Consider the following 22,056-nt stretch of genomic DNA (forward strand, 5'->3'; position numbering starts at 1 on the left):
GCGGCACATTGCCGGAACGGCGTGGTCGACCAAATGCTACATGAACATGCGACCGCTCTATCAGCCACAACTCTCTGAAACCGGAGCCGTCGCCTGATCAAAAGTGCGAAAGATTCTGGACAGTACCTACGGTAGGCGTGTGCGATGTAGAACGATCCTCAACGGCCAAATTCTGCAGACATTGCTCAGATTTTGATTCACACTGGCTGATCTAGATCACAATCATCACTTGATTGGGATTTGCTACTCGGCACATGACATGACGAGGGGCCCGTTTGATTTGGATCATGGACCTTCCGGAATACCCGCTCAGCCAGTCGCCGGTGGTTCGCACCCGCGCTTCGGATGAAAGGACGAATGCGCTGTTTGCGGTGTCTGGAGCAACTGGATCTAAGGGCGCCAAACTGGCCGACTTTACGGTTGTCGGACAACGTGACGAGGTAGGCTGCGGGCCAATACCAGTAGTCAGGCATCCAGCCTTGCAAGTTCGTCGCGGTCGAGCAGTTCGACCCGTCGCTGGGTCGCCCCGCCTAAACGCAAGAGATTCTGGTCTCGCAATATGGAAAGGGCGCGAGAGACGGTTTCCAGCGTCAGCCCGAGATAGTCGCCGATGTCGCGGCGGTTCATCGGCAAGATCATCATGTCGGGGTGATCCTGCCGCTGGTCCATTTCAAGCAGGAATGCCGCCACCTTCTCCAGCGATGTCTTCCGGCCCAGCAGCAGCATGCGGTTCTCGGCGTGCTGGAGGTTTTGCGTGACGAAACCGATGAGGTTCATTGCACCCTTCTCTCGGCTTGTCATCGCGTCTAGCACGTTGCGTCGCCGCGTGATCCGCACTGTCGTTTCAATGATCGCTTCCGCATTGAAGCGATGCGTTGCCCCGTTTTCAAAACCAAACATGTCCCCGGGTAGATGAAACGAGTTGATATGACGACGACCATCGGGAAGCATTTTGCAAGTACGCACCGCGCCGGAGGTGATCTGGTAGACGTACTCCGCGTCCTCGCCTTCGCCGAAAATCTCCATGCCCCGACGGTATTTGAACTCGCTGCAAAAAGCGCGCTCGCCCGTCAGTGCTGCAAGATGTCCGTCGCTGGGACAGCTTGCCGGGTTGATCCGCACCAGCATTCGGGTTCTCCCTTTTTTCTCGCCAGAGTACGGAACTCGGAGTGGCCGGATTTGAAGTAGCGCAACTTTGGCGGGCCCAGGTATTTGCATGTAGGTCGCACGGCCAACACGGCCGTCCGGGGCAAAAATGAGCCAGACCTTGGGGAAACTGACGGCTCACGGGTAGGGCTGGTAGTTGGAGGACTACGCAGTATGCACATACGCCTGCAACGAAACCGCATATTGATCAGGGCAATTCACGTGGGCAGCTCGCCTAGCAGAGGCCTCGCGTCGCTCTGAACTAAGGTCGCCACGGGCTAAAACGAGACGTCACACTGATGGCGAGCTCCAGCAAAGGTGCTTCGAGCCAAGGCGCGCAGATATTCGAGCTTGGCTTGTAGCTCCAGGAGCTCGTTATTCAATTCACGCCTCCGTTCACCCGCAGGACAGTTCGCGATCAAGCGCGCAGTCCGAACGAGTGAAATGTCGAGAAGGAGTATGGCGCGCCGAACATCTCCTTCCAAGTCGGGTCGAGGGCGCGTGCCTGGAAACTGCACTACGTTGTACATAGCTAATCTCTGACACTAGGTTACCAAGTATTTCGCCGTCCTGATCAACTCGACCCGCTGTTCAGGTTCGGGAAGTTTGGCCAATTCAGCTGCAAGACGGTCGAGTATTCTGCTGCGCATTTCCGGGGGCCTTTCCCTGCTTAATCGTTCTCTGAGCTGGCTGACGTTTGGAGTAGCCAGGAAAGTATCGTCCACCGCGCAACCCACGTCGTTTCTCCCTTTCGGATCACCAAGAATGCTAAGCAAGTTCGGGCCACAGCGAACAGCCCTCCAAAATCGCTCCGCTAAGTGTGCTAAGTTTAGCAGCGCGAAGCGCTCACCGTTAAAGTTGCGAAAAAATGGACCGTCGAAAAAAATTCGACGGTCAGTGTTTCGTTCGGTGCAGCTTGGGGAAGCCATGGGCGGTGGCCAAAGCCGTCAGCGGACGAAATGAAAATATTATAGTTAGGTCATCGAAAGCTGTTAGGTTTAGCCAAGTCCGTAGGAACACTGCTATTCACTGCTGAGAACGCAGGCGCGCTCTTGCAGAACTCGCAAGGCCCCAGAGCCGGATGTTGTATGAGCACCCCGCTCCATCCCGTAAGCATCTCTTACCTGCTATGCCGGCGCAACGATTTCTCATGGCCCAATTCTGCAATCATTGCTCAATTTCCGGCATCGAAGCACTTCTTGATCCAGATCAGTGCCAAATGCGTTTCCTGATCAAAAAATCACCAATTGATCCGGCTTCGCGATTGTCAAATGGATGAAATCGATTACCCGCTTAACCGCTCTCCGGTCGTCCGTACACGCAACCCCGAAGAGATGAGGGATGCGCTGCGCACGGTCTATGGGGCAACCGGTTTTTCTGTCGCGAATTCAATCGATTTCGAGGGGGTGGCAAATTACCTGGTATTGCCCCATACCGGGCTCGGCTTTTGTGGATATGCTGCCAAAACGATCGTCGATTTTCCCGAAGGCGATTTTGCAAGACTCCAAGTCGGTCTCAAGGGGAAAGCGGGCGTCATTTTAGACACCGCGACGACGGTGCCCGTGGACGAGCAGCACCTCGGTATCACCCCGCCGGGGCAGCCGAGTACCATCATATTCGAAGCCGGGTTTGAGCAGTTAATCCTTCGTATCAAAACGGCTGCGCTCGATAGGGCGTTAGCAACACTCCTCGGTGCGCCACCTCGTGGGACGCTGTTGTTCAACCCCACCGCGCCGCCGAACCAGCCTGCGGCCCATCTGTTGCGTCAGCTGACCATGTTCTTGGCCGACCAGCTGAATTCAACGGCAGCGCAGCTCCCTAAACCGGCGCTGATCGAGCTCGAGCAAGCGCTCATTATGACGTTCCTCTCGGCTCAGAGACACAACTACACGGAACTGTTGGAGAGTCCCGCCACCGAGCCAGCGCCTCTCGCAGTCCGCTTGGCCGAGGAATACATCGAAGCAAATTGGGCTCGTGCTGTTCTCGTCGAGGAGTTGGCAGCAAAAACGAACACCAGCATCCGCAGTCTTTATGCAGCTTTCAAGAAGAATCGCGGATATTCGCCGATGCAATTTGCAAAGTCCGTGCGGCTCCGACGCGCCAGGCAAATGCTCCTGGAAGGAAATCCGAGAACATCAGTGTCTCAGATCGCCTTCAAATGCGGCTTCGCGAATCTGGGCCATTTCGCCAACGACTTCCGGAAAATGTTCGGAGAACTTCCATCGGAGGTCTTCGCGCGGGGACGGCGTTTGAAATAGCAGCTTGTCAGCTAAGGGTCCGCAAGCTGACGTTCTCGCAGCTCTCGGATATGCCCGCTCCATTTTCCGAAACCGGACGTCACGCGTCTAGGAGTGCGCGTCCTAGACTCCTCCACGTCACGCGCCGCTCGGCTCGGACAAGCGAACGAGGTGAGCGCAGATCCTGGACCCCCAGCCACGGGTCAGCGTGTGACAGGAGGTCCCACTCCGAGCCCTCGGCGAACTCCTTCCTGTGGGTATGGTCCTCGATCTGCGCAAAGGCCTGGCAATGCGATGCGTTGCCAGGCCTTTGCTTGTCCGGGACGACACTGAGAGTGTGGAGCAGCGTCGCAGCCGTTACGACTCGATCTTCACATACTCGAAATCGCCGGGCTTGTTGTCGATGCCGACCTTCGGCGGCGAGATCCAGGAGGCGAACTGGCCGATCTCGGTGACGGGCTGCATCAGGGAGGTGATGAAGTCGCCGTCGCTGGCGGACGGCAGCCATTCGTCCTTGCGCTTGGCCCAGGTGGCGTCGTCGATCAGGATGCCGTCGGGCGTCGCGTGCACGTCCTTGAACTCGCCGATGTGGCGGTGGAAGGCGACGTTGGGCAGAGTCAGCTTGAAGTCGTAGCCCGCGGTCGAGATCACCTTGTTCCAGCGCAGCATGCCCTTGACGCAATCCTGGCTGTAATCGTCGCGAAGGCGCATGTTGAGCGCGGTCAGCGCCGGCTCGTCGACCAGCTTGACCTCGCCGTTGATCAGCTTGAGCACCGGATAGGTGGAGTTCTTGAGCTGGTGATCGTCCTCGATCTGGGTCTCGTGGTAACGGCCCTTGATGCCGGCGTTGAAGGCGTTGGCCGCGTTGGTCGAGACTTCGGAGCCGAACAGGTCGAGCGACAGCGTATAGTGCAGGTTCAGCTTCTTCTGGATGGTCGGTAGGTCGATCACCCCGAGCGCGCGGACCTTGGCAATGTCAGTGGGATCGGTGATGCCGGCCGCCTTCATCGCATCGCAGGTGCGCTGCACGACGCGGGTGATGCCGGTCTCGCCGACGAACATGTGGTGCGCTTCCTCCGTCAGCATGAAGCGGCAGGTGCGCGACAAGGGATCGAAGCCCGACTGCGCCAGCGAATGCAGCTGCATCTTGCCGTCGCGGTCGGTGAAGTAGGTGAACATGAAGAACGACAGCCAGTCCGGCGTCGCCTCGTTGAAGGCGCCCAGCATGCGCGGCGCGTCGGCGTCGCCGGAGCGGCGGCGCAAGAGATCGTCGGCTTCCTCGCGGCCATCGCGGCCGAAATATTTCTGCAGCAGATAGACCATCGCCCAGAGATGGCGGCCTTCCTCGACATTGACCTGGAACAGGTTGCGCATGTCGTAGAGCGAGGGCGCGGTCTTGCCGAGATGGCGCTGCTGCTCGACCGAGGCCGGCTCGGTGTCGCCCTGGATCACGATCAGGCGGCGCAGCATGGCGCGATGCTCGCCCGGGACTTCCTGCCAGGCCGGCTCGCCATAGTGCTCACCAAACGGCACGACGCGGTTTTCCTCCTGCGGCGCAAGCAGAATGCCCCAGCGATATTCGGGCATGCGGACATAATCGAACTTGGCCCAGCCGCGCGGATCGACCGAATAGGCCGTGCGCAAATAGACCAGCGATTCCTGGAAACCTTCCGGCCCCATGTCGCTCCACCAATCCATGTAGCCGGGGTGCCAGCCCTCCAGCGCTTTGAGCACCTGGCGGTCTTCGGCGAGGTTCACGTTGTTCGGGATCTTGGTCGAGTAGTCGACGTTCATGATGTTCATGTTCATGGCCGTGCTCCTTGTTTCCTGTCCCGGACGCTGCGCAGCGCGAAGCGATGCGCTGCTGAGCCGAGACCCAACTGTCTCGTCCTTCTGGGTCCCGGTTCTGCGCAGCGTCACTTCGTGCCGCAGCTCGCCCGGGACACGCACCTCGTCACACCCGCGTCATATCGAATTTCGGTTTCTGGCCGCTGCCGTAGCGGCGCAGCGCGCCTTCCTCGCCGACGGCGTTCGGACGCTGGAAGATCCAGTTCTGCCAGGCGGTGAGGCGGGCGAATATCTTCGATTCCATCGTCTCGGGGCCGACGAAGCGCAGGCTCGCTTCCATGCCGGTGAGGCTGTCGGGCGAGAAGCTGGCGCGCTCCTCGAGAAACACGCGGACCTCGTCGTCCCAATCGATGTCGTCGAGCGCGAAGGTGACGAGGCCGAGCTCTTCGGCCTGCTCCGCGTCGAGCGCGGTGCCGAGCGTGGCTTCCGCGCGCTCCACGTCGGACGGATCGGCCTGGAAGCGCGATTGAAGCCGTGTCAGGCCATGGCTCATCGGATACGGGCCGAAATTCATGGCGGACAGCTCGATCGACGGCGGCGGGCGGTTGTCGCCCTGGCGCGTGCCGATCAGCATGTAGGAGCGGTCGGCGGCGAACACGAGCTCGGCGAGCGTGCCGGCAAAGCAGGAGCCGGGCTCGACCAGCGTCACCAGCGTGCGCGAGGTGACGTCGATGCGTTTGAGCACGCGCTTCCAGTAATGCCTGATCTCGTTGACCAGCCAGTGCGCCTTGTTGGCTTCGAGGAAGGCATCGCAGGCGAGCACATGGGCGCGCTCGCCATGGCTCTTGAACACCAGCATGGCGATCTCGAGTTCGTTAATACGCAGATGCAGGATGGCGTCATCGAGCTCGCGCGCAACCTGGAGCGGCCAGAACGAGGCGCCTTGCGCCATCATGCCGTCGATGTCGGCCGGCGGCGCGGCCTCCGGGGCCTTGATCGAGATGGTGGCGATCCGCGCCGCGCGATCGATGTCGACGGTGACGAAGCCATAGCGGATGCTGTTTTGGTCGATCACGCGCTTGAGCGGCGTCAGCGCGATCCCCTTGCCGCTGCCGTTGCGCTTCGAGGCCGCGGCGAATTCCTTGGCGCGCTCGGCGATCCTGGCTTCGAGCTTGGAGTTCGGCGCGATCTCGTCGACGAGGCGCCACTGCACCGCGCGCTTGCCCTTCACACCCTCCTCGATGGTGCAGAAGAAGTCAGCGTGGTCGCGGCGCACCTTGCGCTTGTCGACCACACGCGTGAGACCACCGGTGCCGGGCAACACGGCGAGCAGCGGCACTTCGGGCAGCGCAACGGCGGACGAGCCGTCGTCGGCGAGGATGATGTGATCGGTCGCAAGCGCGAGCTCGTAGCCGCCGCCGGCGGCAGAGCCGTTCACCACGGTGATGAAGCGCTGGCCGGAATTCTCGGACGAATCTTCCATGCCGTTGCGGGTCTCGTTGGTGAATTTGCAGAAGTTCACCTTGTGCGCGTGGGTCGAGCCCGCAAGCATGCGGATGTTGGCCCCGGCGCAGAACACGCGGTTCTTGGCCGAGCGCATCACCACAACCTTCACCTCGGGATGCTCGAAGCGCAGGCGCTGGAGCGCGTCAGCGAGCTCGATATCGACGCCGAGGTCGTAGGAGTTGAGCTTGAGCAGGTAGCCCTCAAACAGGCCGCCATTCTCGTCGACGTCCATGGTCAGCGTCGCGACGTCGCCTTCGACCGCGAGCTTCCAATGCCTGTAGCGGGACGGTTCGGTCTGGAAATCGATGAATGTCGCGCCGCCTGCGAGGCGCCGATCTTCCCCGGCCATGAGTCATCCTGAGCTTGAATTGTGCGTTCTGGCTTGTGCGTTAGATGCACAATAGTGCATCTTTTCGGACGCGTCTAGCCCTCAACTGCCATAGCATGCACTTTGTTTCATGAGGAGTCGTTTTGCTGCCATTACGCGGCGCGGCCTCGCAGGCCCTGATCGTCGCGCAGGGCCGCTCGTGCGAATTGCTCGATCGCCTCCAGCGTCGCCGCCGGCACCTCGCGATGCGGAGAATGCCCCGCGCCTGAGATGATCTTCACGTCGACCGGGCAGTAGCACTCCTCCTGCGCGATCTCGACCTGACGGAGCGTTCCGTATTGGTCGTCCGCACCCTGCACGACCAGAACGGGGACGCGGATGTAGGCGAGGTAGTCGGAGATGTCCCAATCGCGGAATTTGGGATCGAGCCAGGCGCCGTTCCAGCCATAGAAGGCATTGTCGACGTCCCTGTGCCAGCGTGCCAGTTTTGCCTTGAGGTCCGTGGTCTCAAGCGTCGTCTTGATCGCGGCGATGGATTTGATCGAGATGTCCTCGACGATGAAATGCGGCGCGATCAGCACGAGTCCGTTCAGGCGATGATCCTGATGCGCCCCGGCATAGATCGTCGCGATCGAGGCGCCGTCAGAATGGCCGAGCAGGAGGCCCCGTTTGAAGCCGATCGCATCGAGCAGCTTCGGCAGCACGTCCAGCGCCTCGCGCTGCATGTAGTCGAGCGGCCGCGGCAGCGCGACCGGACTGGACTGGCCGTAACCCGCGCGTGAATAGGCGAAAATGCCGGCGCCGGTGGCTTGCTGTAGCTTCTCCGGGAAGTCGCCCCAGAGGCCGACCGAGCCGAGACCTTCGTGCAGCATGACAATGGTGGGGGCGTCGGCGGCCTCAGGCGCGAGCCATTTGTATTCGAGGCTAGCGCCATCGATGCTGAGGAAGCCTTTGGGGGTGAGGTTGGTCATGCTGTCGCTCTGCTTCGCTGGATGAGCGCGAGATATTTGCGCGCACTCCGTCGTTCCCTCCCCTCTTGTGGGGGAGGGAGCGCGGCGGAGGTCTCGGTGACGGCAGTGCGCGGCATCAGCAAACTCAATGCGTCTCCTCCCGTAGCTTGAACCGCTGGATCTTGCCCGTCGCGGTCTTGGGCAGGGACTCCACCACGTCGATCCAGCGCGGATATTTCCACGGGCCGATCTTCTGCTTGACGTGCTCCTTGAGCGTCTCCTGCAAGTCCGTCGTCTTCGCGCCCGGACGCAGTACGACGAAAGCCTTCGGCTTCAACAGGCCCTCCGGATCGGCCTCGGGCACGACAGCGGCTTCCAGCACCGCCGGATGGGTGATCAGCGCGCTCTCGACCTCGAAGGGTGAGACCCAGATGCCGGAGACTTTGAACATGTCGTCGGCGCGGCCGCAGAAGGTGTAGCGGCCCTCCGAGTCGCGGACGTATTTGTCGCCGGTGCGGGTCCATGGTCCCTCGAAGGTGCGGCGGCTCTTGTGACGCTGATTCCAGTAGCCTTCGCCGGCGGAGGGCGCGTCGACCAGGAGCTCGCCGACCTCGCCGTCCGCGACGTCCTGGCCGGCCTCGTTGACGAGCCGCACCGCATAGCCCGGCACCGGCTTGCCGGAGGAGCCGTATTTGATGTCGCCGGGCGCGTTCGACAGAAAGATGTGCAACAGCTCGGTCGAGCCGACGCCATCGAGAATGTCGACACCGAAGCGCTTCTTCCAGCTGTGGCCGACCGATTCCGGCAGCGCCTCGCCGGCGGAGGTGCAGATGCGCAAACTCTTGCCGCCGCGCTCGCTCTTCATCGTCTCGTCGTTGAGCATGGCCGCGAACAGGGTCGGCACGCCGTAGAAGATCGACGGGTTGTAGCGGTTCATCAGGTCGAACATGCGGGCCGGCGTCGGACGCTCGCTATTGAGGATCACGCTGGCGCCGACCGACATCGGGAAGGTCAGCGCATTGCCGAGGCCGTAGGCGAAGAACAATTTTGCCGCTGACAGGCAGACATCGCTCTCGCGGATGCCGAGCACCTGCTTGGCATAGGTGTCCGCCGTCGCCTGCAAATTCGAGTGCAGATGGCGCACGCCCTTGGGCATGCCGGTCGAGCCCGACGAGTAGAGCCAGAACGCCGGCTCATCCGGGTGGGTCGCCGCGGTGGTGAACTGATCGCTCTCGCCGGCAATCTCTTCGGCCAGTTGCTTGTGGCCGTTCTGCTTGGCGCCGGAGACCACGACATGCTCGAGATCGGGCATGCGGCCGACGACGTCCCTGATGACGGGATAGAGCGCTTCGGACACGAACAGCACCCGTGCGCGGCAGTCGGCGAGAATGTAGGCGTATTGGTCGGCGGTCAAAAGCGTGTTGAGCGGCACCGGCACGATGCCGGCGCGGATCGCGCCCAGGAACACGATCGGGAAATCGATCGTATCCAGCATGATCATCGCCACGCGCTCCTCGCGGCGGACGCCAAGCCGGCGCAACATGTTGGCGGCGCGCCGGGTCTCGCGCGCGAGCTCGCCATAGCTGAGCCGCGAGACCGTGTCGTCGAAGGCGAGCTTGCTGCCGCGGCCTTCCTCGACGTTACGGTCGAGCAGCCAGGTCACCGCGTTGTAGGACCCCTCGCTCACGGACATCTCCCCCAAATTTAGAATTATAATTCATAGAAAGACACCACGCCGACTTGCTGTCAATGCCATCAGGCATTATGTTTCATTAAAACGCGCCGCAGGACTCTTGTAAACAGGACCCCTGTAAAGAAGGCTCATGACCAAAAGTCCCGACGCCGAATCCCGCTTCCTCGAACAGCTCGGCCAGCGTGTGCGCACCATGCGCGCATTGCGGGGCATGTCGCGCAAGGTGCTCGCCAAGGTATCGGGGATCTCGGAGCGCTACATCGCGCAGCTCGAAAGCGGCAAGGGCAACGTCTCGATCGTGCTGCTACGCCGCGTCTCCGACGCGATGGGCGCGCATCTCGAAGATTTGCTGCCCAGCGCCGATCCAACGCCGGACTGGCAGATGTTTCGCGACCTCCTGCGCAAGGCAACGCCCGCGCAGATCGCGCAGGCCAAGGATCTGCTCGCCGGCGGCAGCGCCTCCGCGCCGCGCCGCGCGCCATTCTGCGGCATCGCGCTGATCGGCCTGCGCGGCGCCGGCAAGTCGACACTTGGGCGGATGCTGGCGAAGAAGATCGGCTGGAGCTTCGTCGAGCTCAACAAGGAGGTCGAGCAGCAGAACGGGCTTTCGGTCGCCGAGATCATCGCGCTGTACGGCCAGGAAGGCTTCCGCCGCATGGAGCAGGCGGCGCTGCAACAGCTGCTTGCGCGCAACGAGCTGATGGTGCTGGCGACCGGCGGCGGCATCGTCTCCGAGCCGCTGACCTTCGACCAGGTGCTGTCCTCGTTCTACACGATCTGGCTGAAGGCCGAACCCGAGGAGCACATGGCTCGCGTCCGCCGCCAGGGCGATCTGCGCCCGATGGCGGACGATCGCTCCGCAATGGCGGAGCTGCGCAACATCCTGCTCAGCCGCGAGCCGCTGTATGCACGCGCCACTGCGGTCGTGGACACGGCAGGACTGAGCGTCGATGCCGCTGCCGCGCGATTGATCGACGCGGTGCGGCCCGTGCTGCAGAACGAGGCCCGCAGCTTCGGCCTGCGCAGCGTCGCGCTTTGAGCTCCGTCCTCGCATGACCAGTATCGACGCGACTATCTCCCTGTTCGATCGGATCGGCGGGAGCGCCACGATCGACGCCCTCGTCGACCGCTTCTACGAGCGCATGGACATGCTGCCGGAAGCGAAAGGCATCCGCGCGATGCATGCGGACGACCTCGGTCTGATCCGGGACGTCTTGAAGCGCTACCTCACCGAATGGACGGGCGGCCCGAAGCTCTATTCCCCAGAGAAGGGCCATCCGCGATTGCGGCAGCGGCACATCGGCTTTGCGATCGGTGATGCCGAGCGCGATGCGTGGATGCTCTGCATGCGTGGAGCACTGGAGGAGACGGTGATTGATATCGCCGCGCGCCAGGATCTCGACCGCGCAATGTCGGGCCTCGCCGACTGGATGCGCAACCGGCCTTGATACGGCAGCGCCTCCACGCAAGTCGAGGACGCGCCCATGCTCTCGCGCAATGCATTGCTTGAATTGAGTCCGGACATATCGCCTGCTAAGCTCTCGAGATGACCGACACCCTCCCCGATACCATCCGCCGTCTCTACACCGATCCCGGTGAGTACATCGACAGCGATCATCCCGCCGTGCAGCAATTCGCGAAAGACGCGGTGCGCGCGGATGCGAGCGCGCGCGAGAAGGCCAGTGTGCTCTACAAGGCGGTGCGCGACGGCATTCGCTACAACCCCTATGTCAGCATGCGCATCGCCGAGACCTTTCGGGCCTCGAGCGTGCTCGCCGCCGGGCAAGGCTATTGCGTCGGCAAGGCTGCGCTCTATGCGGCCGCCTGCCGCGTCCACGGCATTCCCGCCCGGGTCGGCTTTGCCGACGTGAGGAACCATCTCACCACCGAGAAGCTGCGCGCGAGCATGGGCACCGACATCTTCACCTGGCACGGCTTCACGGAAGTGTTCGTCGACGGAGCCTGGCGCAAGGCGACGCCGACGTTCAACGACACGCTCTGCGCCAAGGTCGGCGTGAGCCCGCTCGATTTCGACGGCCACACCGATGCGCTGCTGCACCCCTTCGACGGCGAAGGCCGAGCCTATATGCAATATGTCAATGACCGCGGCAGCTATCACGACGTTCCGGCGAAGTTCCTGATGCGCGAGATGGCACGTGACTACGCCAACATGCAGGGCGAGGATCTGTCCGGCCGCGACATGGAACGTGAGGCGGAAGCGCGGCAGAGCACGGTGCCGTAGCGATACACCTGGACGGGCGCCATCGCGACGCTATGCTGCGCGCGAACGAGCGAGACGCGCGATGGACGCACCTGCCGATGTCATCCGTCGATCTGCCTCCCCACGCCTTGCGCGGCTGGTCTCCAGCATCTCGTTCTACCGCGAGCGCGGCCTCGGCCTGGCCGCCTTCCGCCACGCCGCGCCGCTTGCGCTTCCTCTGCTGGTGAACCTGGGGACGCTCTTCCGTATTGCGCTCGGGCACCAACCGGATGCTGCCGACGCTCGACCGAGTTTCGCGGCGGGTCTCTTTCCTGGGCCGGTCCTGATCGAGTCCGACGGCCGCGCCGAATGCGTTCAGGTCGATTTCACGCCGCTCGGGGCGTATCGCTTCTTCGGAGGAGCCGTGCCCGATCTGACCGCCCGCATGATCGGCCTTGACGACATTCTGGGACGCGATGGTGAGAACCTCCGCGCCAGGGTGGCCGAGGCGGTCGGCTGGCAGCGACGATTCGAGATCGTGGAAGACTTCGTGCTTCGCCGCGCAGTCCACGAGCCTTCGCCAGCGGTCGCTTTCGCCCTGGAGACGCTCTGGGGATGCGCAGGCGCGGTCAGGATCGCCGACATCGCCTCCGACATCGGCTGGAGCCGCAAGCATCTCACGCGTCGCTTCCACAACGAGATCGGCATTCCGCCAAAGACGCTGGCACAGATGCTGCGCTTTCATCGGGCCTGTGCGCTTGCCCGGACGGACGGCACAGGCGGCTGGGCCGCAATTGCAGCAGACGCCGGCTATGCGGACCAGGCGCATCTTGCTCGCGATTTCCGGATATTCAGCGGCGAGACGCCGACCGGATGGGCCGCGCGGCTCGATGTCGTCGACCCACGCCTGATGCGGGACGGCGGGGGCTAGCGCCAGGACGGCGCCACGACGGCGCCACGACAGCGCGAGGCACGGTCAGGTCCCATTTGTTCAAGCCGGCCGCCATGATCCGAACTAGGGTCGGCGTCGCAACAGGCTTGCCAGGACTTGCGCCGAACTTGCACCGAACTTGCACCGAACTCGGAGGGCTTTATGAACCAGCGGAACGGCTACGAAGCGCCCCGCCTCTACCACACGATGCGCTGCAAGGATGCGGAGGCGATGATCGACTGGCTGAAGAACGTTCTCGGCTTCGCCGAACGCGTGGTGTACCGCAAGGAGGGCACGGTCATTCACGCCGAGCTGGCGTTCGGATCGTCGATCCTCATGCTGGGCGCACATCGCGACGACGCCTACGCCAAGCGGGTTGGTGATATCAGCGGCCGGCGGACGGATGCCGTCTATCTGGCCGTTGATGATCCAGACGCGCTCTATGAGAAGGTGAAAGCCGCCGGCGCAAAGATCGAAACGGAGCCCTACACAACCGATTATGGCAGCCGCGATTTCGCCGCGCGCGATCCGGAGGGCGGCCTCTGGAGCTTTGGCACCTATTGGCCCAAAGTCGGCGAACAGCCGCTCGCCGGATAGCCGGACGATCACGTCAGACGCGGCTCGATGGCCGCGGCTCGGGCACAGCCGGTCCGGTGCCGAGGATGCGGGCTGCCAGACGGGCTTCCTCGCTAGACCGACCAGTAGTGCGGATGCGGGTAGGACCGTGAACGGTCGCCCCAGTCAAACGCATCGCCATCGAACTCGCACGGGCCGCTACTGAGTTCGTCCAACGTCAACTCGATCTGGAACGCCTCGCGCCTTGGGTCGTATTTCAGCGCGCTCCACTGGAGGGGATAGTGATGATGGGTGCCAAGCAGTCCACCGGTCTTGATCACGGCCTAGGCAACCATTCCACTCATCTTGTCGAGCATCAGCCGTTCGATCGTGCCGAGCTTCGTACCGTCGCGTCCATAGACGGCGACACGCTCCACGCGGTCACTGGGAACCATGGTATGATTCATGGCGTCCTCCCTGTTCTCTCATGCCTTGAATCCATTATAGCACCGGCTTCGAGACAACGGGAATGCAGCTACAGAAATTGCGACCGCAGTGACGCCGCCCCTCCCGCAGCACCGGAACCGAGAGCGAGCGCCGCCATTGCCGAAATCGCTGCGCGATGCCGTCGCCGGACTGAAAGACGACCCGTTCTTCCGCGACAAGCTCAGGGCTGAATTCGTCGACTACTACACCCACATCAAGAACACCGAGATCGATCGCCTCCTGTCCGAGGTCACCGACTGGGAGCATCGCGAGTATTCGAGGTGTTTTGAGCAAGTCCGGCGCGATCCGGCACCGATGGCTTATTTCAGCCAGCTCGAACCGGTGCATTGCTTCACGCTCCCGTGAGGCGACTTCATCCGGACTGTTCCGACGACATCGTGCCGGCACCGAGCGAAGCCATTTTCCTCATCCCGCGAAAACCGCCGGAAAGACACACAGCCTAAAGCTGCACCCCATGATCAACAGCGGAGTTCGGTCATGTGGGATCAACTTTTCAGCCTGATCTATCGCCTGTCCTGTCGGACCACCCTGATCGAGATCGGGACGCATCGCCTCACGCGTTAGCCGCTGGTGCGTGCACATCAGGTAAGACGGATTTACCAAATGATGACGCAATGACGACGGCGCTGGAGCGGGGCTCAAATACCGAGATATTTGTGCTGCAGATCCGGCGCGGCCATGAGTTCGTCGGAAGTGCCGCTCCAAACCGTCTTGCCGCGCTCGATGATGTAGTGGCGGTCGCAGATCCGGGCGAGATGGTCGACGTTCTTGTCAACGACCAGGATCGACTGTCCCCGGCTCTTGAGCAGCGACAGGCAGCTCCAGATTTCTTCGCGGATCAGCGGCGCAAGGCCCTCGGTTGCTTCGTCCAGGATGAGAAGCTTCGGATTGGTCATCAATGCGCGGCCGATTGCGAGCATCTGCTGCTCGCCGCCGGAGAGCTGGTTGCCCATGTTGGAGGCGCGCTCGGCAAGGCGCGGAAACATCACGTAGATCCCAGCCAGCGTCCACGGATTGCTGCTACCGAAGCGGTCCGCGGCGGCCGCGACCAGGTTTTCGCGCACCGTGAGGTTCGGGAAGATCTGACGTCCCTCCGGAACGAGGCCTACGCCGAGCTTTGCAATCCTGTAGGACGGAAGCTGTCGCACCTCGGCGCCAGCGAAACGGATCGCGCCCGCGCGTGCCGGCGTCAGACCCATGATCGAGCGGATGGTGGTGGTCTTGCCCATGCCGTTGCGGCCCATCAGCGAGACCATCTCGCCCGGCTTGATCGACAGCGACAAGCCGAACAGCACCTGGGACAGGCCGTAGCAGGTCTCGATGCCGTCGACGTCGAGCAATGTGTCAGCCATGATGCGTCACCACATGCTGATCACCGAGATAGGCGCGCTTGACGTCCTCGTTCTGGCGGATCGCGGCCGGATCGCCGGAGGCGATGACGCGGCCATAGACCAGCACCGAAATGCGGTCGGCCAGTGCGAACACCGCCGGCATGTCGTGCTCGACCAGCACGATCGACACTTCCTTCCGCAGCTCCTGGAGCAGCTTCACCATGCGCTGGGATTCGGTGACGCCGAGGCCGGCCATCGGCTCATCCAGCAGCAGCAATTTCGGCTTGCTCGCGAGCGCAACTGCCAGCTCGAGCTCGCGCCGCTCGCCATGGCTGAGCCTGTTCACCACGACGTCGGCGCGATGGGCGAGACCGACGCGATCCAGCGCCGCATGGGCGGCATCGCGCAGGCCCTTCTCCTTGCGCGCGTTGGCGAAGAAGCGGAACGACGTTCCGGCATGCGCCTGGGCCGCCAGCGCGACATTGTCGGCGGCCGTGAAATCGAGCAGCAGCGAGGTGATCTGGAACGATCGGGCGAGCCCGAGCGCACAGCGGCGATAGGCCGGCAGATAGGTGATGTCGCGGCCGCCGAGCAAAACGCTGCCGGAATGCGGGGAAAGATGCCCGGTTAGCTGGCTGATCAGCGTGGTCTTGCCGGCGCCGTTCGGGCCGATGATGGCGTGCAGCTCGCCTGCCGCGACGTCGAGCGAGACGTGATCCGTCGCGATGATGCCGCCGAAGCGACGCACCAGGTTTTCGACGCGGAGCAAGGGTTCAGCCACGGCCAGCCCTCCCCAGCGCGCCCATGATGCCGCCGCGGCCGAACAGGACGATCAGCAGCAGCAGCGGGCCCATGATCAGCGCCCAATATTCGGTGATCTGCGACAGGAGCTCTTCGAGCAACAGGAACACCACGGCGCCCATGACGGGGCCGAACAGCGTTCCCATGCCGCCCAGGATCACCATCACCATGAGGTCGCCGGAACGCGTCCAGTACATCACGGCCGGGCTGATGAAATCGGTGTTGTTGGCGAGCAGCGCCCCGGCCAGGCCGCACATGGTGCCTGATATGACGAAGCAGACCAGCTGGTAGCGCTTGGCCGGGAAGCCGATCGCCTGCATGCGCTGCTCGTTGGAGCGCAGGCCCTGCAAGACGAGGCCGAAGCGCGAATTGACGATGCGCCAGATCAGGAAGATGACGCCGAACAGGCAGGCAAGGCAGAGATAGTAGAACTGCACGCGATTGCCGAGATCGATCAGGCCGGAGAAGTCGCTGCGCTTGTAGATGGTGAGGCCGTCGTCGCCGCCGTAACGCGCCAGCCCCGAGGCGACGTAATAGGCCATCTGGGCGAAGGCAAGCGTGATCATGATGAAGTAGACGCCGCGCGTGCGAAGCGAGAGCGCGCCGATCACGAGGGCATAGATCGCCGACGCCGCGAGCGCGACCGGGAACTGGATGAAGCCGCTTCCGATGCCTTCCTGCGCCAGCATGCCTACGGCGTAGCCGCCGATGCCGAGATAGGCGGCGTGGCCAAAGCTCATCATGCCGCCAAAACCCATGATCAGGTTGAGGCTCGCAGCCGCCAGCGCCAGGATGATGATGCGGGTGAACAGCGTCAGGATGAAGATGTTGCCGGAGAGCTGCGAATAGAGCGGCAGCAGCACGAGGCCCGCCAGCAAAAGGACCGTGACGGCCTTGCTCACTGTGAAAGCCTTCATCGACGATTGGCCGGAAACAGCCCCTCCGGCCGCACCACCAGCACGATCGCCATCAGGAGATAGATCAGCATGGACGACAGCGCCGGCGCGGCGGTGGAGGCTGCGGCGCCGCTCAGAACCTGCCGCAACAGGTTCGGCAGGAAGGCGCGGCCGAGCGTGTCGATCATGCCGACGAAGATCGCGGCGAGGAACGCGCCGCGGATCGAGCCGATGCCGCCGATCACGATGATGACGAAGGCGAGGATCAGGATGTTCTCGCCCATGCCGATCTGCACGGTGAGGATCGGCGCCTGCATCAGGCCGGCCAGGCCCGCGAGCGCGGCTCCCAAACCGAACACCAGCGTGTAGAGCAGCTTGATGTTGATGCCGAGCGCACCGATCATCTCGCGATTCGAGGCGCCGGCCCGGATCAGCATGCCGATGCGGGTGCGCATCACGCCGAGATAGAGCAGGAGCGCGACCAGCAGCGCCACCACGATAATGGCGAGACGATAGGCGGGATAGTGAATGCCGGGCAGGATCGGCACCGGCACGGTGAGCCAGGCCGGCAGCGGCAGCGCAAGGCCGGCCGGCCCCCAGATCAGCCGCACGGCTTCGTTGAAGAATAGGATCAGGCCGAAGGTCGCGAGCACATGGTCGAGATGGTCGCGGCCATAGAGATGCCGCAGCGCCGTCACCTCCAGCACGATACCGAGCACCAGCGTGGCCCCGAGCGCCATCAGTGCGCCGAGCAGGAAGCTGCCGGTCCAGGCCGCAAAGGTCGCGGCGAAATAGGCGCCCATCATGTAGAGCGAGCCGTGCGCGAGGTTGACGAGATCCATGATCCCGAACACCAGCGTCAGGCCGGCGGCGAGCAGGAACAACAGCAAGCCAAACTGCAATCCGTTCAAGAACTGTTCGACGACGAGCAGCATCAAGACTCTTTCAGGCGCAGGTAGCGTCGCGCCGATGTTCGAACAATGTCGCCATCAGTGAAAGAGCTCCCCCGCCTCTCCAAGGCCGAAAAATGGGTAATGGCAGTATCGTTCCGAGGCAAGAGCGATTCGACACCAAACATGCACTTTGTTGCATGCCGATGCATGCGATCGAAATCGACCTTGCAAGAAGATTGCCGCGCAGGCTGGGGCAACCTGCCGCACCCAAACGAGCACCCTCTCGCCGGCGGGCGGAAGAGAGGGTGCAAGACTCGTCGGAATGCAGGAGAAGTCTAGTGGGACGTCATCTGCCGGGGCAGATCATCGGGTTCGGCGAGCCCGTTGTTGGCCGTCGTGGCCTCGAGCGCTGCCATCCGGAACAGATAGGCGAGCGTCGCCAACCCGGCGTCTTCCGCCATCTGCGCCAGTTCGAGCGCCATATCGGACATGTAGCCGAGATTTTCGTCGTTCGTTTGCGCCATGATCTGGCTGTCCCGCATCATGTTCGACATCTCAGGCGCTCTTTCGTTGCGCGGCAGCGAAGCCGCAGAGGTTGGCACGGGCGACGGCGTTCAGACGCGGGCCGTCTTGCTGCACGACGAAGGCCATGCCGATACGATCATGCAGGGCATCGAGGGTCTCGCGGCGAATATCGATGGTCGCTGCCATGGTCCATGCGTCCTCCACCAGGGCCGGCAGGCCGAGCGGCGTGACGACGAACCCGGCCTCGTGGAAGCGCGGCAACCACCACGTCTCCATGATCGCGCTGACCTGCGCGATTCCCTGATCGAGGCAGAACTCCTGCACCGCCGCCATCAGTTGCAAGTTGAGCGCGCCGTCGCGGCGATCGCGCACGACGAAGTAGCGCGACCATTCCCAGACCAGCGGATCCGCCGGACAGCCGCGAACCGCCGCCAGATGCGGGAACACCTCGCTCATCATCGAAGGCTTGGTGGTCGGGTAGAGCCGGTGACCGCCGACGACGCGGCGCCCTTCCAGCGCCAGCAGATAGACGGTGTCCTCGTCATCATAGGAATCGATCTCGCGGCCATCCGGCCTGCGCAGCGTCTCCCAGCGCCGCTCCTCGACGAAAATGTCGTGACGCAGCCGGAAATGCTGCTCGATTACGTCTTCATAGAGGTGGCGATTCGCCGAGGAAATTGCGTGAATCATGAAAACCCCCATTGATCTTCAATGGAGGCAGACTCCGCGAAAAGACGCAGATTCGATATTGGGAAATTTCCCAGTGAGGCGCCTAAGGAGCGATGATCTTGTTGCGAATCGCCAGCGCCACCGCATGCGTACGGTTGACGGCGCCGAGCTTGCGCGCGGCAGTTGCAAGATGCTCTTCGGCGGTGCGCTGCGTGATGTGCAGAATCTCGCCGATTTCCCAGGCCGATTTCCCCTGCGAAGCCCAGGCGATCGCCTCGCGTTCGCGCGGAGTGAGGCGCGTCGACGGGTGCGGCACCGGCTCGAGCAGACGACGAATGTGATCGAAGCCGTACATGGCCATCAAGTGCAGCGCCGGCTTGCTGCGGGGATTGAGGTCGAGATGGACGCCGCCAAGCGACACCGCGGCCTCATAGCCGGTCAGCCCGTGGATCGGCACAATGAATCCGCGCGACATGCGAAACTCGCTGGCGCGGTTCATCACCTCGGCCGCATGCGGCTCGAGTTCCGCATCATAGGGGGCTTCCGACCACTCGAACGGATTGACCGACTGCCGGCAGAGCCGCACCACGGGATCGAAGCGGTCGTAATTGTTCTCGGTGTAGAGGCTGAACCAGCCCGCCGGCCAGCGCTTGGCCAGCACCATCTGTGCAAACCGCTGGTCGGGGTTCGGCAATCCCGTCACGATGATGGTTTCGAAGCCGAAGCGGCCAAACGCCGCTTCGAGCGCGTTCATGGCGGCTGGTACCTCGCGGTAGGTCTGCAGACCTTCAATGAAGTCGAGCGCCTCCCGGCCATATTCTACGGCGGACATCGGTGCTTTCCTGACCCTCGCCGCTTCCGTATAGCACGTATCTGCGAACTGCCTCAAATCGCTTGGCCGTAGTTTCCCGGTGCTCGTCTGCTCCGAAGATTTAAACTACTTGTGGCAGAATTTGCGCCACGATACGCCTGAAGCGTCCGAAGCGGGAAACCAATGATGGAAGACGAGGACATCGCCCTCAACACCGTGCTCGGCCTGGAATTGAACCGCGTGTTTTTTGCCGTCCGCGAAACGGTGAACAAGCAGAAGATCATCGAGTTCGCGCGTGAGGTGCTGCAAAGAGAGCGCGCGGAGGCGGCCGAGAGCGTATTGCCGGAGGGACCGGCGAGCTAGCCATCGCAGTTGCAACAAACGACGCCGATGCAACAGATCGCGCGGCGACGCGGCCCTTCCATTTGAACGCGCAGATCCAATCGAAACACTCAAACCGGGAAGTTCTTCGTCTTCTCCTGCTGGAGAAGATTGAAGTACCTAGCCGCACCCTCGTGCCCGGGCTCGGCGCAGCGTCTCCTCTGCGACGCTGCGCTGCAGCGCCGGAACACGAGAGCGACCGTCCCCGCCCTCCACGTCAACACACGCTTGACGCCGTATGACATCACCGCTCGCGTGGGATGACCGCTGGATGAGGGGCTCGACCAGCGAACGCCATTCGTAGCGATGTGCGCGGAGAGAACTCCTCACCCGCCGCGCCGCCTGAAGCGGATGCCTTTAGGTTGAATCGATTGGCGCAGCTCCTTCACTTCTCCCGCAAGCGGGAGAGGGAGTGCACCTCCGTCATTGCAGCGATCGAGCCTCATCTCACCACGCTTGAGCGGCCACCTTCTCCCACAAGGCAACGGGAGAAGGGGCAGCTTGCTCGTGGGTGCGATCAACTCACTTCATCTTGCACTTGTCGTGGAAACGATCCTGATTGTTCTCGACGATAGTGGCGACGGTCTTCAGCGCGAGCTGGCCGTCGGCGTCCTTGACCACGTCCTGGAGATAGAAGCTCTGCACCGGGATATGGTTGTTGCCGAACTTGAACGCGCCGCGCACCGACTTGAAGTTGGCCTTCTCCATCTCGGCCTTCATCGCATCCTTCTTGCTGGTGTCGCCCTTCACCGCGACCACCGCGCTGTTGATGAGCTGGGCGGCGTCATAGGATTGCGCGCCGTAATAGGTCGGGCGCAGGCCGGGGTACTTCTTGCGGTAGTCGGCGACGAAGCGCTTGTTCTGCTCGTTTGGCAGGTCGTTGACCCATTCCTGTGCGCCGGGAACGCCGAGCGCGTTCTCCTTCTGGAGCGGCAGCGACAGCTCGTCGATGGTGAAGGCGGTGTAGAGCGGCATCGTGCTCTTCAGGCCAGCCTGGGCATACTGGTTGAGGAACTGCACGCCGGCGGCGCCCGGGTAGAACACGAAGATCGACTCGGCGCCGGAGGCGCGCGCCTTGGAGAGCTCGGCGGAGAAGTCGAGCTGGCTCGGCCAGACCGTGTATTCCTCGCCCTTGACCTCGCCCTTGAACGTGCTCTTGAGGCCCGCGAGCATATCCTTGCCGGCCGCGTAGTTCGGCCCGATCAGGAACACGCTCTTAACCCCCTTCTGGTTCATGTAGAGGCCCATGGCCTGCGGCGTCTGGTCGTTCTGCCAGGAGGTCGAGAACACGTAAGGGCTGCACAGTTCGCCCGCGAGCTGCGACGGGCCGGCATTGGCCGAAATCAGGAAGGTCTGCGAATCCACCGCGGTCTTCAGCGAGGCGAGCAGCACGTTCGACCAGATATAGCCGACGATGAAGTCGACCTTGTCGGACTGCACCAGCTTCTCGGTCTTCTGCTTGCCGACATCGGGCTTCTGCCCGTCATCCTCGTAAATCACCTCGACCGGCTTGCCGTCCATCTTGCGTCCGAGATGATCGAGCGCGAGCTCGAAGGAATTGCGCATGTCGTTGCCGATCACGGCGGTCGGGCCGCTGAAGGTCGAGACGAAACCGATCTTGATGGTGTCGCCGGCGAATGCCTGATTTGCCAGCACCAGCGCCGCTGCGCCCGCCAGCCAAAATGCCGTCCTCATAACCACTCCCTCCTTATTATTGGTCCCGGAAACGGGGTGATCGCCGCTCCAAGCCTGTCTCTATTGAACGCAAAATCTGTCGAGCCGCCAATGGCTCAACACCCGTCCTGCACCATATTTCGCCTCAATCGGCGGTGACAAGAAATATAATTCTACTCGCTTCGACCGAGGCGGCCCAGGGCGGTCCGGGGGCTGCGGTGCTTTTTCGCGCCC

At 62.6% G+C, this 22,056-nt stretch carries 22 protein-coding genes and 1 pseudogene; 8 read left to right on the forward strand and 15 right to left on the reverse strand.

The window, feature by feature from the left end; genetic code table 11:
- Positions 1-465: 465 nt before the first annotated feature.
- Entirely contained in the window at positions 466-1,128 is a 663-nt protein-coding gene (locus EHH60_RS35730) for a helix-turn-helix domain-containing protein (RefSeq protein ID WP_124163863.1), read from the reverse strand.
- Between the two features lie 1,289 nt (positions 1,129-2,417).
- On the opposite strand from EHH60_RS35730, the gene EHH60_RS35735 reads away from it, so the two are divergent.
- On the forward strand, positions 2,418-3,404 hold the full coding sequence (locus EHH60_RS35735; RefSeq protein ID WP_124163864.1) for an AraC family transcriptional regulator: 987 nt from the start codon (positions 2,418-2,420) through the stop codon (positions 3,402-3,404).
- Between the two features lie 336 nt (positions 3,405-3,740).
- Here the strand turns inward: EHH60_RS35735 and boxB are convergent, their stop codons facing one another.
- From boxB to EHH60_RS35755, 4 genes are all read right to left on the reverse strand, one after another.
- Positions 3,741-5,192 carry a benzoyl-CoA 2,3-epoxidase subunit BoxB gene (boxB, locus tag EHH60_RS35740; RefSeq protein ID WP_124163865.1) on the reverse strand — a complete coding sequence of 484 codons (1,452 nt, stop codon included), beginning with the start codon at positions 5,190-5,192 and terminating at the stop codon, positions 3,741-3,743.
- 145 nt (positions 5,193-5,337) lie between these two features.
- Positions 5,338-7,026 (reverse strand): 2,3-epoxybenzoyl-CoA dihydrolase, encoded by a 1,689-nt coding sequence (boxC, locus tag EHH60_RS35745; RefSeq protein WP_124163866.1) that lies wholly within the window; start codon positions 7,024-7,026, stop codon positions 5,338-5,340.
- A gap of 131 nt (positions 7,027-7,157) precedes the next feature.
- Positions 7,158-7,976, reverse strand: a complete 819-nt coding sequence (locus EHH60_RS35750) for an alpha/beta fold hydrolase (RefSeq protein WP_124163867.1) — start codon at positions 7,974-7,976, stop codon at positions 7,158-7,160.
- A 124-nt stretch (positions 7,977-8,100) separates the two neighbouring features.
- Positions 8,101-9,642 (reverse strand): benzoate-CoA ligase family protein, encoded by a 1,542-nt coding sequence (locus EHH60_RS35755; RefSeq protein ID WP_124163868.1) that lies wholly within the window; start codon positions 9,640-9,642, stop codon positions 8,101-8,103.
- 136 nt (positions 9,643-9,778) lie between these two features.
- Between EHH60_RS35755 and EHH60_RS35760 the strand changes: the two genes are divergently transcribed.
- From EHH60_RS35760 to EHH60_RS35780, 5 genes are all read left to right on the forward strand, one after another.
- Positions 9,779-10,687 carry a helix-turn-helix transcriptional regulator gene (locus EHH60_RS35760; RefSeq protein ID WP_124163869.1) on the forward strand — a complete coding sequence of 303 codons (909 nt, stop codon included), beginning with the start codon at positions 9,779-9,781 and terminating at the stop codon, positions 10,685-10,687.
- 13 nt (positions 10,688-10,700) lie between these two features.
- Positions 10,701-11,096, forward strand: a complete 396-nt coding sequence (locus EHH60_RS35765) for a group II truncated hemoglobin (RefSeq protein ID WP_124163870.1) — start codon at positions 10,701-10,703, stop codon at positions 11,094-11,096.
- Between the two features lie 98 nt (positions 11,097-11,194).
- Complete coding sequence (locus EHH60_RS35770; protein ID WP_124163871.1) at positions 11,195-11,890, forward strand: transglutaminase-like domain-containing protein; 696 nt, start codon at positions 11,195-11,197, stop codon at positions 11,888-11,890.
- Positions 11,891-11,951: 61 nt separating this feature from the next.
- The gene (locus tag EHH60_RS35775) at positions 11,952-12,779 is read left to right on the forward strand and encodes a helix-turn-helix domain-containing protein (protein ID WP_124163872.1); all 828 of its coding nucleotides are present in this window, start codon (positions 11,952-11,954) and stop codon (positions 12,777-12,779) included.
- 207 nt (positions 12,780-12,986) lie between these two features.
- Positions 12,987-13,376: a VOC family protein gene (locus tag EHH60_RS35780; RefSeq protein WP_349629092.1), complete on the forward strand. Its 390-nt coding sequence runs from the start codon at positions 12,987-12,989 to the stop codon at positions 13,374-13,376.
- Between the two features lie 92 nt (positions 13,377-13,468).
- On the opposite strand, the gene EHH60_RS38410 is transcribed toward EHH60_RS35780, so the two are convergent.
- Both EHH60_RS38410 and EHH60_RS38415 read right to left on the reverse strand, forming a co-directional pair.
- Complete coding sequence (locus EHH60_RS38410; protein ID WP_245454684.1) at positions 13,469-13,675, reverse strand: hypothetical protein; 207 nt, start codon at positions 13,673-13,675, stop codon at positions 13,469-13,471.
- A gap of 3 nt (positions 13,676-13,678) precedes the next feature.
- Positions 13,679-13,801, reverse strand: a complete 123-nt coding sequence (locus EHH60_RS38415; protein WP_245454685.1) for a PRC-barrel domain-containing protein — start codon at positions 13,799-13,801, stop codon at positions 13,679-13,681.
- 124 nt (positions 13,802-13,925) lie between these two features.
- On the opposite strand from EHH60_RS38415, the pseudogene EHH60_RS35790 reads away from it, so the two are divergent.
- Positions 13,926-14,108: pseudogene (locus tag EHH60_RS35790) on the forward strand (glutamine synthetase); the annotation flags it as partial.
- Between the two features lie 371 nt (positions 14,109-14,479).
- On the opposite strand, the gene EHH60_RS35795 reads toward EHH60_RS35790, so the two are convergent.
- The 7 genes from EHH60_RS35795 to EHH60_RS35825 form a co-directional block, all read right to left on the reverse strand.
- Positions 14,480-15,193 carry an ABC transporter ATP-binding protein gene (locus EHH60_RS35795; RefSeq protein ID WP_124163874.1) on the reverse strand — a complete coding sequence of 238 codons (714 nt, stop codon included), beginning with the start codon at positions 15,191-15,193 and terminating at the stop codon, positions 14,480-14,482.
- On the reverse strand, positions 15,186-15,953 hold the full coding sequence (locus EHH60_RS35800; RefSeq protein ID WP_124163875.1) for an ABC transporter ATP-binding protein: 768 nt from the start codon (positions 15,951-15,953) through the stop codon (positions 15,186-15,188). The genes EHH60_RS35795 and EHH60_RS35800 overlap by 8 nt, the downstream gene beginning before the upstream one ends.
- On the reverse strand, positions 15,946-16,890 hold the full coding sequence (locus EHH60_RS35805; protein ID WP_124163876.1) for a branched-chain amino acid ABC transporter permease: 945 nt from the start codon (positions 16,888-16,890) through the stop codon (positions 15,946-15,948). The genes EHH60_RS35800 and EHH60_RS35805 overlap by 8 nt, the downstream gene beginning before the upstream one ends.
- Positions 16,887-17,804 carry a branched-chain amino acid ABC transporter permease gene (locus EHH60_RS35810; protein ID WP_036042790.1) on the reverse strand — a complete coding sequence of 306 codons (918 nt, stop codon included), beginning with the start codon at positions 17,802-17,804 and terminating at the stop codon, positions 16,887-16,889. The genes EHH60_RS35805 and EHH60_RS35810 overlap by 4 nt, the downstream gene beginning before the upstream one ends.
- 293 nt (positions 17,805-18,097) lie before the next feature.
- On the reverse strand, positions 18,098-18,316 hold the full coding sequence (locus tag EHH60_RS35815) for a hypothetical protein (protein WP_124163877.1): 219 nt from the start codon (positions 18,314-18,316) through the stop codon (positions 18,098-18,100).
- Between the two features lies 1 nt (position 18,317).
- On the reverse strand, positions 18,318-18,977 hold the full coding sequence (locus EHH60_RS35820; RefSeq protein WP_199752477.1) for an acyl-homoserine-lactone synthase: 660 nt from the start codon (positions 18,975-18,977) through the stop codon (positions 18,318-18,320).
- A gap of 82 nt (positions 18,978-19,059) precedes the next feature.
- Positions 19,060-19,788: a helix-turn-helix transcriptional regulator gene (locus EHH60_RS35825; RefSeq protein WP_124163879.1), complete on the reverse strand. Its 729-nt coding sequence runs from the start codon at positions 19,786-19,788 to the stop codon at positions 19,060-19,062.
- Positions 19,789-19,950: 162 nt separating this feature from the next.
- On the opposite strand from EHH60_RS35825, the gene EHH60_RS35830 reads away from it, so the two are divergent.
- Positions 19,951-20,130 carry a hypothetical protein gene (locus tag EHH60_RS35830; protein ID WP_199752485.1) on the forward strand — a complete coding sequence of 60 codons (180 nt, stop codon included), beginning with the start codon at positions 19,951-19,953 and terminating at the stop codon, positions 20,128-20,130.
- Positions 20,131-20,670: 540 nt separating this feature from the next.
- Here the strand turns inward: EHH60_RS35830 and EHH60_RS35835 are convergent.
- Entirely contained in the window at positions 20,671-21,843 is a 1,173-nt protein-coding gene (locus tag EHH60_RS35835) for an ABC transporter substrate-binding protein (RefSeq protein WP_124163881.1), read from the reverse strand.
- Positions 21,844-22,056 lie beyond the last annotated feature (213 nt).

The sequence above is a fragment of the Bradyrhizobium sp. RP6 genome (assembly GCF_003837805.1).
In the GTDB taxonomy this organism is placed as follows: Bacteria; Pseudomonadota; Alphaproteobacteria; order Rhizobiales; family Xanthobacteraceae; genus Bradyrhizobium.